The sequence below is a fragment of the Uliginosibacterium silvisoli genome (assembly GCF_036017035.1).
Taxonomy (GTDB): Bacteria; Pseudomonadota; Gammaproteobacteria; order Burkholderiales; family Rhodocyclaceae; genus Viridibacterium; species Viridibacterium silvisoli.
The window spans coordinates 862,611-877,581 of the sequence record NZ_JAYXHS010000001.1; the positions used below are offsets into that span (position 1 = coordinate 862,611).

Annotated in this window: 16 protein-coding genes; 6 read left to right on the forward strand and 10 right to left on the reverse strand. The window is 61.7% G+C overall.

Features of this window, described 5'->3' with window-relative positions:
- Nucleotides 1-235: 235 nt before the first annotated feature.
- From pflB to VVD49_RS03975, 6 genes are all read left to right on the forward strand, one after another.
- Nucleotides 236-2,497, forward strand: a complete 2,262-nt coding sequence (gene pflB / locus VVD49_RS03950) for a formate C-acetyltransferase (protein WP_327597825.1) — start codon at nucleotides 236-238, stop codon at nucleotides 2,495-2,497.
- A 101-nt stretch (nucleotides 2,498-2,598) separates the two neighbouring features.
- Nucleotides 2,599-3,432, forward strand: coding sequence for a pyruvate formate-lyase-activating protein (pflA, locus tag VVD49_RS03955; RefSeq protein ID WP_327597826.1), 834 nt, complete (start codon nucleotides 2,599-2,601; stop codon nucleotides 3,430-3,432).
- Nucleotides 3,433-3,541: 109 nt separating this feature from the next.
- Nucleotides 3,542-4,378, forward strand: a complete 837-nt coding sequence (locus VVD49_RS03960; RefSeq protein WP_327597827.1) for a hypothetical protein — start codon at nucleotides 3,542-3,544, stop codon at nucleotides 4,376-4,378.
- A 747-nt stretch (nucleotides 4,379-5,125) separates the two neighbouring features.
- Nucleotides 5,126-5,374 carry a DUF7660 family protein gene (locus tag VVD49_RS03965; RefSeq protein ID WP_327597828.1) on the forward strand — a complete coding sequence of 83 codons (249 nt, stop codon included), beginning with the start codon at nucleotides 5,126-5,128 and terminating at the stop codon, nucleotides 5,372-5,374.
- Nucleotides 5,371-5,610 (forward strand): hypothetical protein, encoded by a 240-nt coding sequence (locus tag VVD49_RS03970; protein WP_327597829.1) that lies wholly within the window; start codon nucleotides 5,371-5,373, stop codon nucleotides 5,608-5,610. The genes VVD49_RS03965 and VVD49_RS03970 overlap by 4 nt, the downstream gene beginning before the upstream one ends.
- Nucleotides 5,611-5,738: 128 nt before the next feature.
- A complete protein-coding gene (locus VVD49_RS03975) occupies nucleotides 5,739-6,485 on the forward strand; it encodes a c-type cytochrome (RefSeq protein ID WP_327597830.1) in 747 nt (248 codons plus the stop codon).
- 292 nt (nucleotides 6,486-6,777) lie between these two features.
- Here the strand turns inward: VVD49_RS03975 and VVD49_RS03980 are convergent, their stop codons facing one another.
- The 10 genes from VVD49_RS03980 to ccoO form a co-directional block, all read right to left on the reverse strand.
- Nucleotides 6,778-7,962, reverse strand: coding sequence for an NAD(P)H-dependent flavin oxidoreductase (locus VVD49_RS03980; RefSeq protein WP_327597831.1), 1,185 nt, complete (start codon nucleotides 7,960-7,962; stop codon nucleotides 6,778-6,780).
- Nucleotides 7,963-8,064: 102 nt separating this feature from the next.
- Nucleotides 8,065-8,580, reverse strand: coding sequence for a hemerythrin domain-containing protein (locus VVD49_RS03985; protein WP_327597832.1), 516 nt, complete (start codon nucleotides 8,578-8,580; stop codon nucleotides 8,065-8,067).
- Between the two features lie 141 nt (nucleotides 8,581-8,721).
- Nucleotides 8,722-9,543: a sulfite exporter TauE/SafE family protein gene (locus VVD49_RS03990; RefSeq protein WP_327597833.1), complete on the reverse strand. Its 822-nt coding sequence runs from the start codon at nucleotides 9,541-9,543 to the stop codon at nucleotides 8,722-8,724.
- Between the two features lie 19 nt (nucleotides 9,544-9,562).
- Nucleotides 9,563-11,041 carry an oxygen-independent coproporphyrinogen III oxidase gene (gene hemN, locus VVD49_RS03995; protein ID WP_327597834.1) on the reverse strand — a complete coding sequence of 493 codons (1,479 nt, stop codon included), beginning with the start codon at nucleotides 11,039-11,041 and terminating at the stop codon, nucleotides 9,563-9,565.
- Nucleotides 11,042-11,148: 107 nt separating this feature from the next.
- Complete coding sequence (locus VVD49_RS04000) at nucleotides 11,149-11,403, reverse strand: hypothetical protein (protein WP_327597835.1); 255 nt, start codon at nucleotides 11,401-11,403, stop codon at nucleotides 11,149-11,151.
- 29 nt (nucleotides 11,404-11,432) lie between these two features.
- Entirely contained in the window at nucleotides 11,433-11,702 is a 270-nt protein-coding gene (locus tag VVD49_RS04005) for a hypothetical protein (RefSeq protein ID WP_327597836.1), read from the reverse strand.
- A gap of 27 nt (nucleotides 11,703-11,729) precedes the next feature.
- Nucleotides 11,730-13,181 carry a cytochrome c oxidase accessory protein CcoG gene (gene ccoG / locus VVD49_RS04010; protein ID WP_327597837.1) on the reverse strand — a complete coding sequence of 484 codons (1,452 nt, stop codon included), beginning with the start codon at nucleotides 13,179-13,181 and terminating at the stop codon, nucleotides 11,730-11,732.
- A 14-nt stretch (nucleotides 13,182-13,195) separates the two neighbouring features.
- Nucleotides 13,196-14,158, reverse strand: a complete 963-nt coding sequence (gene ccoP, locus VVD49_RS04015; protein WP_327597838.1) for a cytochrome-c oxidase, cbb3-type subunit III — start codon at nucleotides 14,156-14,158, stop codon at nucleotides 13,196-13,198.
- Entirely contained in the window at nucleotides 14,155-14,352 is a 198-nt protein-coding gene (locus tag VVD49_RS04020; RefSeq protein WP_327597839.1) for a cbb3-type cytochrome oxidase subunit 3, read from the reverse strand. Before VVD49_RS04020 ends, ccoP begins: the two co-directional genes overlap by 4 nt.
- A 13-nt stretch (nucleotides 14,353-14,365) precedes the next feature.
- Complete coding sequence (gene ccoO / locus VVD49_RS04025; RefSeq protein ID WP_327597840.1) at nucleotides 14,366-14,971, reverse strand: cytochrome-c oxidase, cbb3-type subunit II; 606 nt, start codon at nucleotides 14,969-14,971, stop codon at nucleotides 14,366-14,368.

The window sequence follows — 14,971 nt, forward strand, 5'->3', positions numbered from 1 at the left end:
CCACCAAAGCAGCGCGCCGGTCTATGCTGAACGGGAGCTGCGCGCCTGCTTCGCCCGCATTGTCCACGCGCACGATGCCTGGCTCGAACCCTGTTCGCGTTGCAACGCACAGCTGTTTTCTACCGCTTGATCCACATCAAGCAAGTCTGGAACGCCCAGCCTTAGTATGTCACTGCAGGTTGTAACAAAGCCTGCCCCCTTAAACGGCAATAACGGTACTTATCGGAGACCGATCATGGCAGAACGGGACACAATCCCTGCTGACCGCCTTGCAACAACTGTATGGCGCAATTTCAAGGATGGTGAATGGCAGCAGGTCGTGGATGTCAGCAGCTTCATTCACAGAAACGTAACACCCTACCTCGGCGACGCCGCGTTCCTGGCGGGCGCGACACCGCGCACCACCGCACTGTGGGCAAAACTCTCGGAGCTGTTCGTGGCCGAGCGCGCGCGTGGCGTGCTGGACGTATCGCCGATTCCTTCGTCGATCACCGCGCATGAAGCGGGTTACATCGACAAGGCCAACGAGGTCATCGTCGGCCTGCAGACCGACGCCCCGCTCAAGCGCGCGATCTTCCCCAACGGCGGCTGGCGCATGGTTGAAGGCAGTCTCAAGGCCTACAACTTCCCTGTCGACCCGGCAACCCGGGACATCTTCACCAAGTACCGCAAGACACATAACGCAGGCGTCTTCGATGCGTATCCGGAAGACGTGCTCAAGGCGCGCCGTTCGCATATCGTCACCGGCCTGCCCGATGCCTATGGCCGCGGCCGCATCATCGGCGACTATCGCCGCGTCGCCCTGTATGGCGTCAATCGCCTGATCGAAGCCAAGCGTGCCGAGAAGGCCAGCATCGATCACGCACACTCGACCGACGAAATCATTCGCGATCGCGAAGAGCTGTCGGAGCAGATCAGCGCCCTCAACGAGCTGGTCGTCATGGCGCAGAAGTATGGCTTCGATATCACGCAGCCTGCCAGCAACGCCAAGGAGGCGGTGCAGTGGCTCTACTTCGGCTACCTCGGAGCAGTGAAGGAGCAGAACGGCGCCGCCATGTCGCTGGGCCGCACCTCGACCTTCCTCGACATCTACTTCGAGCGCGACCTCGCCGAAGGCACGCTGACGGAATCCGAAGCGCAGGAAATCATCGACGACTTCGTCATCAAACTGCGCATCGTGCGCTTCCTGCGTACGCCGGAATACGACGCACTGTTCTCCGGCGACCCGACCTGGGTCACGGAATCGCTCGGCGGCATGTCCACCGACGGCCGCACCCTGGTGACCAAGACCAGCTTCCGCTACCTGCAGACCCTCTACACCCTCGGCCCGGCACCAGAGCCCAACCTTACGGTGTTCTGGACGCCTGCGTTGCCTGAAGGCTTCAAGAAGTTCTGTGCGCAAGTGTCGATCGACACCAGCTCGATCCAGTACGAGTCCGATGAACTGATGCGTCCGGCCTGGGGTGACGACACCGCCATCGCCTGCTGCGTATCCGCCATGCGCGTCGGCAAGCAGATGCAGCTCTTCGGCGCACGCGTCAATCTCGCCAAGTGCATGCTGTACGCCATCAACGGCGGTCGCGATGAAATCACCGGCGACCAGGTCATGCCTGCCTTCGCCCCGATCGAAGGCGACACGCTGACGCTCGACGAATTGCTGTCGCGCTTCGACGTAGCGATGGACTGGCTGGCACGCACCTATGTCAATGCCATGAACTGCATCCACTACATGCACGACAAGTACGCTTACGAGCGTATCGAAATGGCCTTGCACGACTACAACCCGCTGCGCACCATGGCTTTCGGCATTGCCGGTCTGTCCGTCGTCGCCGACTCGCTGTCGGCGATCAAGTACGCCAAGGTGAAGGTCGTGCGTGACGACAAGGGTCTGATCACCGACTACGTGACCGAAGGCGACTTCCCGAAGTTCGGCAACAACGACGATCGCGTCGACGAATTCGCCGTGTGGCTGGCCGAGACCTTCATGAACAAGCTGCGCAAGCACCCTACCTATCGCAATGCGCTGCACACGCAGTCGATCCTGACCATCACCTCCAACGTGGTGTATGGCAAGGCCACCGGCAACACGCCGGACGGTCGCCGCAAGGGTGAGCCCTTCGCACCGGGCGCCAACCCGATGCACGGCCGCGACACGCTCGGCTTCCTTGCCTCCGCCATGTCGGTCGCCAAGATCCCTTACGAGCATTGCCAGGACGGCATCTCGATGACGTCCAGCATCGTGCCCTCGGCCATGGGTTCGACACGCGGTGACCAGGTCGGCAATCTTGCCAGCTCGCTCGACGGCTTCTTCGGCACCGAGGGCTTCCACATCAACGTCAACGTGCTCAACCGCGACATGCTGATGGATGCCATGGAGAACCCGGAGAAGTACCCGCAACTCACCATCCGGGTGTCAGGCTACGCGGTCAACTTCATCAAGCTGACGCGTGAGCAGCAGCTCGATGTGGTCAACCGTACTTTCCACGGAGAGTTCTAGGAAGGACTGGTCAGCCGCTGCCGGACAGCGCAGACTCGCAGGCCCGGGGGCGCTCCAGTCAGGAGTGTCACCGGGCCTGCGTATTTCATGGAAGAACAGACATGACCACCGAGAGCATCCTCCACAGAAGCCGCTTCGAACTGCGTGCCGAAGAAGACAACGTCAATCTCGACGAGAATGAACTCGACCGTCTCTCACGCGAAGGACGTTGGGGCTTCATCCATTCACAAGAGACCGGCTCCTCGGTAGATGGTCCCGGCGTGCGCGTCGTCTACTGGACCACCGGCTGTGAATTCCGCTGCCTCTACTGCCACAACCCCGACACCTGGAAGCTCAAGCACGGCCAGCTCGTCTGCGTCGACGACATCCTCACCGATCTCAAGAAATACGCGGGCTTCCTCAAGCTCGCCAAGGGCGGCTTCACGGTATCCGGCGGCGAACCCCTGGTGCAGGACCGCTTCGTCATGAACCTCATGCGTGGCGCCAAAGAACTCGGCCTGCACACAGCACTCGATACCAATGGTTTTCTCGGCGACAAGCTCAGCGACGAAGACCTGAACTCCATCGATCTCGTCCTGCTCGACATCAAGAGCTGGGATCCGGAGACCCACCTGCGCACCACTGCCAAGCCCGTCGAGCCCGTCCTCGCCTTCGCGCGACGCCTCGCCGAACGCAAGCACCCCGTGTGGTTACGCTTCGTCCTTGTCCCGGGCCTCACCGACGCCACCGACAACATCGACGGCGTCGCCAAGTTCGCCGCCTCGCTCGGCAACATCGAACGCGTCGACGTCCTGCCGTTTCACCAGCTCGGCAAGTTCAAGTGGGAAGCCCTCGGCATGAAGTACGAATTGGCCGACACAAAATCTCCTACGAATGAGTCAGTGGATTTCGCGCGCGCGATATTCCGGCGGTATGGGCTGAACTGCCCGACCTGATCCACCCGGGTGGACCGACCATCCTTACCTTGGCTTGAAAAGGTCACTTGCCCGCCAAAATCTTCTTCGTCATGATGAGCCATCGCCGAGCGAGACAGGTGGCCTGCCAATGTCTGGAAAATCGTTCAGTCACTCTGTCGTGGCAACGTCGGTAGCGCTCGGCTCCAGCATGCTTTATCTGGTCGCCTATTGGGGTTCATTTGATTTGAACCCCTTCGAGTTCCTTTCGCTCGACGACATGCTTCGGACATCGATCTATCCGCTCTTCGGATATGTCGCAACTGCAGTCCTGTACCTCATGCTTTTCGGGGCTATCGCGACCTACGACGACACGCACGAAATTGCGCTCGCGTCGCCGCTGACCGAGCGTCCGCGTTCTGTATCCCGAAGAATCAAGATCAAGATCTATGCAATTCTCGCCGTGGTCGCCACGGCTTGCTTTGCCTACGCTTTGACGACGAGCAGCTGGTGGTATGGCCTCTACGTTCTTGCCTTGATGCTTGCCCTCCCACTTGGCAAGCACATCGCGATGTCCCGCATCTTGAGCGAGCTTGTCCCGGATGAGCCGTTGCGCGTCTTTGTGGCGATCTGCGTTTTGGCCATACCGCTTCTCTCATTCGCTCACGGCATTGCAAAAGCGCACAAGCTCATTTTCAGTCGCGGCGATTTCTCATTTGTCTGCCCGGCGCAAGTGAAGCATCCAAAATCGAACTCTCTGGCGTCCGACGCAGAGTTACGATTCATCGGCAAAGCAGATGACTACTTCTTCTTCGTTCAAGACCCGGACATCACGAGCGTTCGAATCCTCAAATTCGAAGACTTCGTGGATCTGACGCTGCACCGGTCTGTCGAGTTGCAGCTTGCTAGAGCTCCGACTGGCAAGAAGACAATTGAGTTTGATTGCGCCATGGTGAAACTGACTTTGTCACGCAAAGCAGTGGAGTGATATGGCATTGCCATCGTCAGCCAGAACGCTACCTGGCCGGAAAATAGATGGTGCCGTCGCTGCACTGGTATGCAACCTTGTATGGCACGCCTGCATTCGGGAAAGTCACCAGTTTGCAGCCAGACGCGCTTCCCGAGCCTGCATGCCACCACACACGATGCTCTGGCCGCAGCGAAAGCAGCCCAGCTATCAGGCATAAAACGATAGCGCCCGAGGCCACCCACTGAAAAGCCACACCAAGCCTCTCTGGATGAGGCGGCACAGACTCGAGGTTGCTGAAATCGATTTCTACGGCGGACATACGCGCTGCACATGTTTGAAGGAGAGGACATTCTCTTCGTTCGACACATTGTGGGTTTGAGTCTGCTCAAGCCACGACCGGAAAGATCCGGTGCTATTTCACGCAGCAGTGTCCAGTCTCTTTCTCTGGCTGTGTGCAAGTAGTGAAACGCAAAACCGCCTGGCGAGGTGATGGGCTGTAGACGCCAACCGGGACGAGCTGACTCAGTTTCGGCCAAAACGGTCACATGCCTTGGGCAAGCCGAATGGCTGCCCAGCGATCCAAAGCCTCCATTCGGGCAGAGAAGCCTTGGTAGCTCACGCCGCGCTGTCCGCACTATTGGCGCCCGTAGACGGACAGGTCGAAGGTATGTTTCAATGAAATCATATATTTAATACGGATATTCCCCGTCCGTACTATTAACCGTAGACGGACCGAGGGGTCCGTCTACTACAAGTTAGCGTGCAATGACGGACCCTCACGATCTACTAGGCCGGGGCAATGATGAAAAGTCGTTCATGGAGTTTGTGCGCGAACTTCAGGCGGACTTCCAAGCGAACAAGGAGTCTTGGGAGAACATCACCGTTGACGGCTTTTTAGAAGCCGCCGCCGCTTGGGGCGAGTCAACAGATGTTGGGGCGACGCAAGGTCTAGCCTCAGCTTCGCCATGGAAGCGCTTTGCGAGCTTTCTCTATTGCGGCAAGATTTACGAGTGACCCCTGAGATGGATGTACTTCAGCTCTCGAAAGAACTTCAAAGCTTGGGCATTCCGTCCCGCCTGTACTCGCTGAACGGCAGCACAAAAAATGAGCGTGTTTGCCTTGAAAGGCGCGGAGATGAATGGTTCGTTTCTTTTTACGAGCGAGGAAATGAGGCTATCTTGGGGCAGTTCCCAACCGAAGCAGCTGCCTGTGAGTACATGCTAGAAGAGTTGCGCCGTGAAGCACGCTAACCCGGCGGTCAAGGCCGCTCCACTTCGTTCCGCTGGACTCCGCCTGCTGCGCAGTCTTCGCCCCTTACCTCTACGTTAGGCGACTAGCTCCTCGACCACAGAAGACACATGTTCTGGGCAATCTAAAGATGAACGCTCTTCGGCTTCTTTCGCTACTTCTTCTAATTCACGCTGGATCGGTCTATGCGAGCTACGAAGATGCGCTAGATGCGCTAGATGCATTCAAACAGAAGAATTTTGAAGGGGCCGAGATGGAATGGCGCCGAGCGACAGAGCGAGGGGATCTTAAGTCTCAGTACCAATTAGCGATCATGCTCTACTTCGGAAAATACGTTCAGAAGAACGAGACGGAAGCGCTAGCCTTACTGGAAAGTGCTTCTGCCAAAGGTTCACCGGAGGCTGCATATGCGATTTACGTTTTGTCCGCGAGCAAGGAGAAAACTTTTACTCCCAAAATTCGTAAGCTGTTGGAAGCCTATATCTCCAACGGAGGCGCGGGAGGTACAGATTTCATGCGCATGAACGAACAGTATTTCTTCCCTCCAGACCCCGGTAGTTTGAGTATTAGTCAGAACAACCTGTTGCCAGTTGTGTTCTCTACTGCAGAGTCATCCTTAGGGCCGCTCAATTTCGCCAACGGGCAGACTCTGTATGGGAAAAGTTGCGAGGCCTGCCACGCTATAGGAGCAGCGGGTGCCCCAAAACTTACTGACCGGAAAGCATGGCAAAAGTTGGCGAAAAAAGGACTGCCCACGCTCACAAAAAACACAATTCTTGGGGTTGGTGCCCACCCAGCCAGAGGCGGGTTGTCTCTCTCAAATGATGAAATAAGAGACACTGTATATTTCATGCTTCAGTCGGCAACGAAGAACTAGATGAATTGGGGCAAGTGTCACATGGAAGAATCCTACTTCTTTCTCAACTTTTCCACAGATGCGCCTAACTCTACAGTCGAGCGAGACGGCCATAAGCTGCGCTTGTACTTCCCCGTGCTTCGCTCCGGCCGCACCTCACCTCCACGTTGATCTCCCTGGCCACGCGACCGGTCAGGCCCCAAGAGCGGTCGCTCGCTGACGCCTAAGCCAATTTCCGCATTGGCCGAGTGGCCGCCATCCAGGACCAGGCGCATCCGGCACCGCTTCAGCGAGGCGCAGCGCAATCAGTCGTTCAGGTCAGGGCGTGGGCGCCCGACGGTTCTGCAGCCAGCATCGGCATGCGCCCCGTCATCAGGTAGTCGATCAACTCGCTGACGGAGCGCATCGACTGGCCGAATGGCAGGCGGCCGCCGCCGCGGAAGAAGAGGCCTTTGTCGGTTTCGCCGCGCACGGCAGCGGCGAGTTTGAGGTCGATGCAGAACTGGCCGATCTTGCCGAGGCCGTCGCGCAGGCCGCATTGGGTCAGGCAGTCCATGCGCTGCGTGCAGCGACGCGGGTCGGCCTTGGCCTTGCTCTGCAGGTCGGCTTCGCGACGCAGGTAATTGGTGAGCCAGGGCGTGGCAACGGCGCGTGCAGGCAGGCCGGCGACGCTGGTGAATTCGACCATGCTCTCCGGCGTGGCTTCCATCAGCGTCCGCTTGAATTCGGGGTGGGCGTCGCCTTCCAGGGTCACGGCGAAGGCGGTGCCGAGCTGCACGGCAGAGGCTCCGTTGGTGAGCCAGTGGCGCACTTTCTCGTGACTGTCGATGCCACCAGCGACGATCAACGGTGGTGCATCCTGGCCCAGTTCGAGTTCCTTGTAGAGCTCCTGCACTTCGCCGAGCACGCGGTCAAATTCGAAGCGCTCGTCGCGTAGTCCCTCGACGGTGCTCGCGCCGAGATGCCCGCCCGCATGCGCGGGATGCTCGATGACGATGGCGTCGGGCTTGCGGCCCTTGCGCAACCACTTCTTGAGCACGATGCCGACGCCACGCGAGTCGGAGAGAATGGGGATGAGGCCGACCTTGGGGAAATTCGCGGTGAGATCCGGCAGGTCGATGGGGAGGCCCGCACCCATGACGATTGCATCCGCACCACTCTCGCAGGCCTGACGCACGAGGTTGGCGTAGTCGCGCACGGCTTTCATGACGTTCACGGCGATCAAGCCCTTGCCTTGCGAGGCTTCGCGGGCGCTCTTGATCTCGCGGTCGAGCGCGGTGAGGTTGACGCGGTCGATCAGCGCGCCGTCACGGCATTTGTGGGTCTGCTCGAGCAGGTCGGGATGGTGGTGACGCAAGTCGATGCTGGCGATGGTGCCGACGGCGTTCTCATGCGCCACCGCACCGGCGAGACGATGTGCCGAAATGCCGACCCCCATGCCGCCCTGCACGATGGGCAACAACTTACGGCCAACGATTTCGAGAGGTTTGAACGACATGGGCGAGTGCCTGTAGGGAGAAGTAGACCTACAGGCTACGGAGGTTCACGTCACGCGGCCTTGACCGCGATCAAGTTTGCGAGCGATACGCCCAACGCCGGCTCAACTCAAACCGCGGCGCGCGCACATGCTGCGACCGATGGCAGCGATGACTTCGGGCGGCAGATCGGCCATGGCGCCGTACACTTCGGTCTCTTCGGCACCGGCGTGCAGCACGTAGCGCCGCGCGAACTCGGTGACGCTGGCGGGTGCCGCAACGAGTTCATTGTGTGCGGTCGCTTCGAGCCAGGGACGGATGGAGGCCCAGAGTGCAGCCAGCTCTTCGTGCTCGGACTCGAGCCGGTTGATGGCGCTGTCGAGTTCGCTGCTGCCAAGCCCGCGCAGGGCCGGGAAGAGGTCCAGCTCCTCATCGTCGTGATGCAGTGGTGCGGCCAGATTGAAGTAGCGCAGGATGCCTTTCGCGGCATGGCTGGCCTCGCTGTCGGCGCCCTTGTCGGCGACATGTGCTTCCAGCCGCGCGGCGAGGCGCGCGAAATGCCGCACCTTGTCGTGACAAGCCAACAGCATGGCTCGCGGATCTTCAAAGCCAGGGATGACTACGGTGTTGATAGTGTTCATGTCTGGTACTCGCTCTTGCTCTTCGGTTCAGCCTGCGGGCTATTCGGAATCGTGCGTGTCAGCTGCGCGGCGGTTGGTCTGTCGTTCCTGCGCTCGCGGCAATGACGGAGTTTCAGGCTGCCGGCGCATTGCGAGCCATGGCTAGAGGCAGAACCAGCCCATGCCCTCGCCACCGCGGGCCAGCATGGCGATGGAGTAGCCCGCCGACAGGCACAGTGCCGCACCCGCAAAGCGTATGCCGAGCTTGTCCCAGCGGCTGCCTTGCGCGGCCCGCTTGTCACCCTGCGCACGCCCGAAGCGTGCCAGCCACCACTGCGCGAATGCCAGCTGCATGCCTGAGGCACTGGCGAAGGCCACGGCCGTCAGCGCGCCTGACAGCGGATCGCCCGCGAACAGGGCCAGAGTCCAGGCCGAGTACAGCGGCCCGCACGGGATGAAGGCCCAGCTGAGGCCGACCCCCAGCCCTCTCCTGGCGGAGCGCTGCGTATCGCGCGACGAGCTGCCCACGCCCGAGACAGGCTGGCCGGCGAGAGGAGAGTCGGCGAGCGACAGGCGTGGATGCAGCACGACGCGCTGCTCGCCCTTGCCCGACGCGCCGCGCAGCCAGCGCCCCGCCTTTTCACCAATCGCGACGAGGATCTGCGGCTGACGCGCTGTGATCAACAGCGCTGCACCGAGCAGGAACATCACCGTGTTGGCCATGGTCCACAGCGGCCTGAGCAGCGCCACCCATTCGGTGAGCGCATGGAATGCCGCTGCCGTACCGCCAAGCAAGGCACCGACGAGGGCATAGCCCGCCACGCGGCCGCCATGAAAGGCGCCCAGACGTGAGACGGTCTCACGCGGCGCACGGGCCGCCCCTGATCCGAGCAGGTACGAACTGCCCGCGCCGCACATGGCAATGCAGTGACCTCCGCTGGCGAGGCCGAGTGCTGCGCCGGAGAGGATCAATGCGAGGTTCATACGGCCTTCACATGCTTTGTCAGAGGATGCGCGAGAAGCGCGCGTGCTCTTGCGAGGCGCGCAGGTAGCGGTCGAACACCATGGCGATGGCACGCACGAAGTACCAGCCGCGCTCGGTGACCTGCAGCCACTCGTCGCTGCATTCGATGAGGCCCAGGTTTTCGAACTGTGCCAGCTCCTGCAGCTCGCTGGCAAAGGTCTTGCGGAAATCGATGAGGTGGGCGATTTCCATCGCCTCGATGGAGACGCGCCCCTGGCACATCAAGGCCATGATGAGGCTTCGCCGCAGGATGTCGTCGGCCGACAGCTCGATGCCTTTGACGACGGGCAGGCGCTCCTGTGCGAGGAAGTCACGATACTCGGCGATGGTCTTGGCGTTCTGGCTGTAGGTCGGGCCGATCTTGCTGATGGACGAGACGCCGAGACCGATCAGATCACCATCGGGCTGGTCGGTGTAACCCTGGAAGTTGCGATGCAGGCGCCCTTGCGCCTTGGCAATGGCGAGGCTGTCATCGGGCAGCGCGAAGTGGTCCATGCCGATGTAGACGTAGCCATCCGCCAGCAGCGCCTCCATGGCCTGCTGCACCATGCGCACCTTGTCTTCGGCCCGCGGCAGCTCGGCATCGACGATGCGCCGTTGCGGCTTGAAGCGTGCCGGCAGATGGGCGTAGGCATACAGGGCGATGCGGTCGGGGCGCAGCGCGCGCAGCGTGTCGAGCGTGGTCTTGAACGAGGCACTGGTCTGGCGGGGCAGGCCGTAGATGAGATCGATGTTGGTGGACCGGAAGCCGAGTTCACGCGAGGCCGCGACGAGGTCGAACACCTGCTGCGTGGATTGCACGCGGTGCACGGCGCGCTGCACATCGGCATCGAAATCCTGCACGCCAAAACTCACGCGATTGAAGCCGAGGGCGGCAAGCGCCGCCATGCGCTCGCGGCTGACCGTGCGCGGGTCGACTTCGATCGAGCGTTCGCCCGCGTCACCCGTGTCGAGCTGGAAGGCATTGCCGATCAGCCCTATCAGGCGCGCCAGCTCCGCGTCGGAGAGGAAGGTCGGCGAACCGCCACCGAGATGCAGATGCGAGACGACGGGCTTCGCCGCCGTGGCTGAGGTGGACGCGAAGACCCCGCGGTACAGCGCGATCTCGCGCGCCAGATCGTCGAGGTAGGCCGTGCCCTTGGCGTGGTCGCGCGTGATGATCTTGTTGCACGCGCAGTAGTGGCACAGCGACTCGCAGAACGGCACATGCACGTAGACCGACAGAGGCGTGGCGCGCGCGCCGACGCTGCGCGCGTGCAGCCAGCTCTCCAGCGTGCGGCTGTCGAAAGCCTCGATGAAGCGGTCTGCGGTCGGATACGAGGTGTAGCGCGGGCCGGAAATGTCAAAGCGCTGCAGCAGGCCGGTGTCGAGCGCGGCCAGTCGTGACGGATGAGCCTGTTCCGCCAGGGGTTCGGCATCGGTGGTGCTCAAGGATTGCATGCTGCGGATTTCTTTCATGATGGAGCCCTCGTTCGGCGCGTCCTGTTCCAATGCCGACATTGGCGCAAAGTCGCGCCGAAGGGCTTGATGCTGGTCAAGAGGCATCTCGAAGAATGCTTACGGCATTAGCGTAGCGGGTTGCGGCTGGCCTCCGGACAGGTCGAGCAATTGAGGAACATCATCAGCACATTGCCCGCGAAGCAGATGCCCCAGAACAGGAAGAAGCCGAGCGAATACACGCTGCTGCGACTGATCTCGAGGGGGTGACCCATCCACTGCACGTCGGATGGATCGACCATGGCGAAGATGACCAGCTCCAGCACGCAGGCCATCAGGAAAGCGGGCCATGCAGCACGGGCCAGTTTGCTCGGTGTCAGCATCTGCGTCTCCCCTCTCGTCAGGCTTGCGCTTATTTTGTCGCGCCGGAATGTACGACTGCGCCTTTGCTGACAGCCTCGGCCGGCAGAAGGCTGTTGGCGACGCGGCGATCGGCCTGCATGCGCACATGCTCGCTGATGTACACCGGCGACAGCGTGTCGGCATCGCTATAGGCAATCACGATGGTGATGCTGCCGGCGATGACGACCGCCAGCGGGCCGGCGATGACCAGCCAGCACCAGCCTTGTCGCCACCACGGTGCGCCGTTCGCGTGTACTTCGTCAGTAGCTGCGGAATTCATGGTCTGTCTCCGTGTCAGTGGCGCGCCTTACAGCGGCACCAGGAATACCGATTTCTCGTTGATCGATGGTGCACCCGCATCGTCGGGCGGCCCTGCGGTGATGTGGAAGCGGATCGGGTTCGAACCGGGTCGGCCCTTGTCCTGCGGTGTCTGCAGGCGCACGGCAACCGAGCGACTGTCGGCCGCCGCGACGAGGATGCTGTCGTCCGACGCGACATGCAATCCGGGTACGCCGCTGACCTCGATGCTGAAGCGTTGCGGATGCTCGCTGGCATTCATGATCTGCAGGCGATAGGTGTTCTCGACGAAGCCGCTCTCGGTGACGCGCGCCAGCGCGCCGCGGTCGCGGATCACGTCGACGCGGAACGGCTTGCGCAACACCAGCAGGCTGGTCAGCAGCGCAATGCTCAGCACACCGAGCACGACGCTGTAGAGCACCACGCGGGGGCGTACGAGGCGCTTGAACATCTCGCTGACGTGCTGTGCCGGTGCAACGTGGTTGCTCAGCTCGCGCTCGGTCGCATAGCGGATCAGGCCGCGCGGCGTGCCGACCTTGTCCATCACCGTGTCGCACACATCGATGCAGGCCGCGCAGGCGATGCAGCCGACCTGCAGGCCGTCACGGATATCGATGCCGGTCGGGCAGACCTGCACGCACAGCGTGCAGTCGATGCAGTCCGCACCGCTGACGCTCACTTCCGTCTCCTTGCGTGAGCGCGCGCCGCGTGGCTCGCCGCGCTCGGCATCGTAGGTAACGATCAGCGTGTCCTTGTCGAACATCGCGCCCTGGAAGCGCGCGTACGGGCACATGTGCTTGCACACCTGCTCGCGCAGGAAGCCGGCATTGCCGTAAGTGGCGAAGCCGTAGAACAGCACCCAGAAGACCTCCCAGCTGCCGAGCGCGAAGTTCAGCATCTCGGCGCCGAGCAGGCGTATCGGCGTGAAGTAGCCGACGAAGGTGTAGCCGGTCCACAGCGCGAAGCCTATCCATGCCATCTGCTTGGCGAACTTGCGCGCGAACTTGTTGGCCGACCACGGCGCCGCATCGAGCTTGATGCGCGCCGCGCGGTCACCCTCGGTGTGGCGCTCGATCCACAGGAAGATCTCGGTGTAGACCGTCTGCGGACAGGCATAGCCGCACCACACGCGCCCTGCCACCGCGGTGAACAGGAACAGCGACAGCGCGCACACCACCAGCAGGCCGGTGAGGTAGATGAAGTCCTGCGGCCACAGCACGAGGCCGAAAATATAGAACTTGCGCGCAGCAAGATCGAAGACCACCGCCTGGCGGTCGTTCCAGTAGAGCCAGGGCAGGCCGTAGAAGACGATCTGCGTGAGCCACACGCACAGCCAGCGCAGCGATGCGAAGCGGCCCTTCACCGAACGCGGGTAGACCTTCTGATGCGCCTCGTACAGCGACGCCTGCTCCGGCTCGACCGGAACGATGGGGACTACCTTGCGTTTCGAGCGCACCGCCATGCTGGCTCCAGCGCCTACTTTGCCGGCGCCGCGGAAGCCGTCGTCACGACGGGATTCGACAGCTGCCCGACGTAGGCGGTGAGGATGCTGATCTGCGCCGCCGTCAGCTTGCCCTCATGCGCCGGCATGTTGCTGGCATGGCCCTTGTTGATGGCCGAGATGATGTTGTCGGCACCGAAGCCATGCAGCCAGATGTTGTCGGTGAGATTCGGCGCGCCCACCGCTTCGTTGCCCCTTCCCTCGGGACCATGACAGGCCGCACAAGGCGCGAAGCTGTCACGCCCCATTGCTGCCTTGGCCGAATCGTTGCCGCTCTTCGACAGCGACAGCACGTAGTTGGCGAGATTGACGACGTCATCGGCCGAACCGACCGCCGCCCCCATCGCCGGCATGGTGCCGCGCCGGCCCTTGGCAATCGACTCGTGGATCTTCTCTGGCGTGCCACCGTAGAGCCAGTCCTTGTCAGCCAGATTGGGGAAGCCCTTGCTGCCACGCGCGTCCGAGCCGTGACACTGCGCGCAGTTGTTCATGAACAGGCGCTCGCCGATGGCCATGGCATCGCCACTGGCGGCAAGTTGCTCGGTGCTCAGGCTGGCGAACTTCGCATAGAGCGGTGCCGTGGCCGCATCCGCAGCCTGCTTCTCGGCCTCATACGCTTTCTGCGTCGACCAGCCGGCGCTGCCGGCATAGCTGCCGACACCGGGGTAGATCACGAGGTAGGCAAAGCTGAAGAGGATGGTGATGATGAAAAGCCAGGCCCACCAGCGCGGCAGCGGGTTGTTGAGCTCCTGCAGATCCTCGTCCCAGATGTGGCCGGTCGTACCGCTACCGTCGCCCGCAGCCTTGACCTCGTCCCAGGTGGTGGGCTTGGGTGATTTGCGGCTGACGATCCACAGCAGCCAGGCACAGGCCAGGATGCTGACGATGACGGCGACGCCAACGTAGTAGGCCCAGAAATCACTGACGAAATCACTCATCGTTGTTGTCCTTCCCGCTTCTGTTCGACATGGCTTGCAGTGCGCTGCTCGGGAAACTCGTCCAGCGCGAATGGCAGCATCGCAGCCTCGTTGAAGCGTTCGGCGTTCTTGCCGCGATAGGCCCACCAGACGATGCCGATGAACAGCCCGAAGCAGATGAGCGTGGCGATGGCGCGGAGTGTGTTGATGTCCATGTGAGAGCCTCCCTTACTTCACTGCGGTGCCAAGCACCTGCAGATAGGCGATAACGGCATCCATCTCGCTGTGTCCCTCGACAGCCTTTGCCGCGCCGGCCAGGTCGGCATCGGTATAGGGCACGCCAAGACGGCGCATGGCGCGCATGCTGGCTTCAGCCTCGGCCGGCTTGAGCGGTGCATCGTTCAGCCACGAGTACGCCGGCATGTTCGACTCCGGCACCAGGTCGCGCGGGTTGTTGAGGTGGATGCGATGCCACTCGTCCGTGTAGCGTCCGCCGACGCGTTGCAGATCCGGACCGGTGCGCTTGCTGCCCCACTGGAAGGGGTGGTCATAGACGAACTCGCCCGCGGTCGAGTAGTGGCCGTAGCGCAGGGTCTCGGCCTGCAGTGGGCGGATCATCTGCGAGTGGCAGTTGTAGCAGCCTTCCCGTACGTAGATGTTGCGCCCTGCCAGTTGCAGCGAGGTGTAGGGCTTGAGGCCGGGCGCTGGCGCCGTGGTCGAGCGCTGGAAGAACAGCGGCACGATTTCGACGAGACCGCCGACTGCGATCACCACCAGGATGAGCGCAATCATCAGCCAGTTATTGGTTTCGATTTTCTCGTGTGTGAAAGCCAT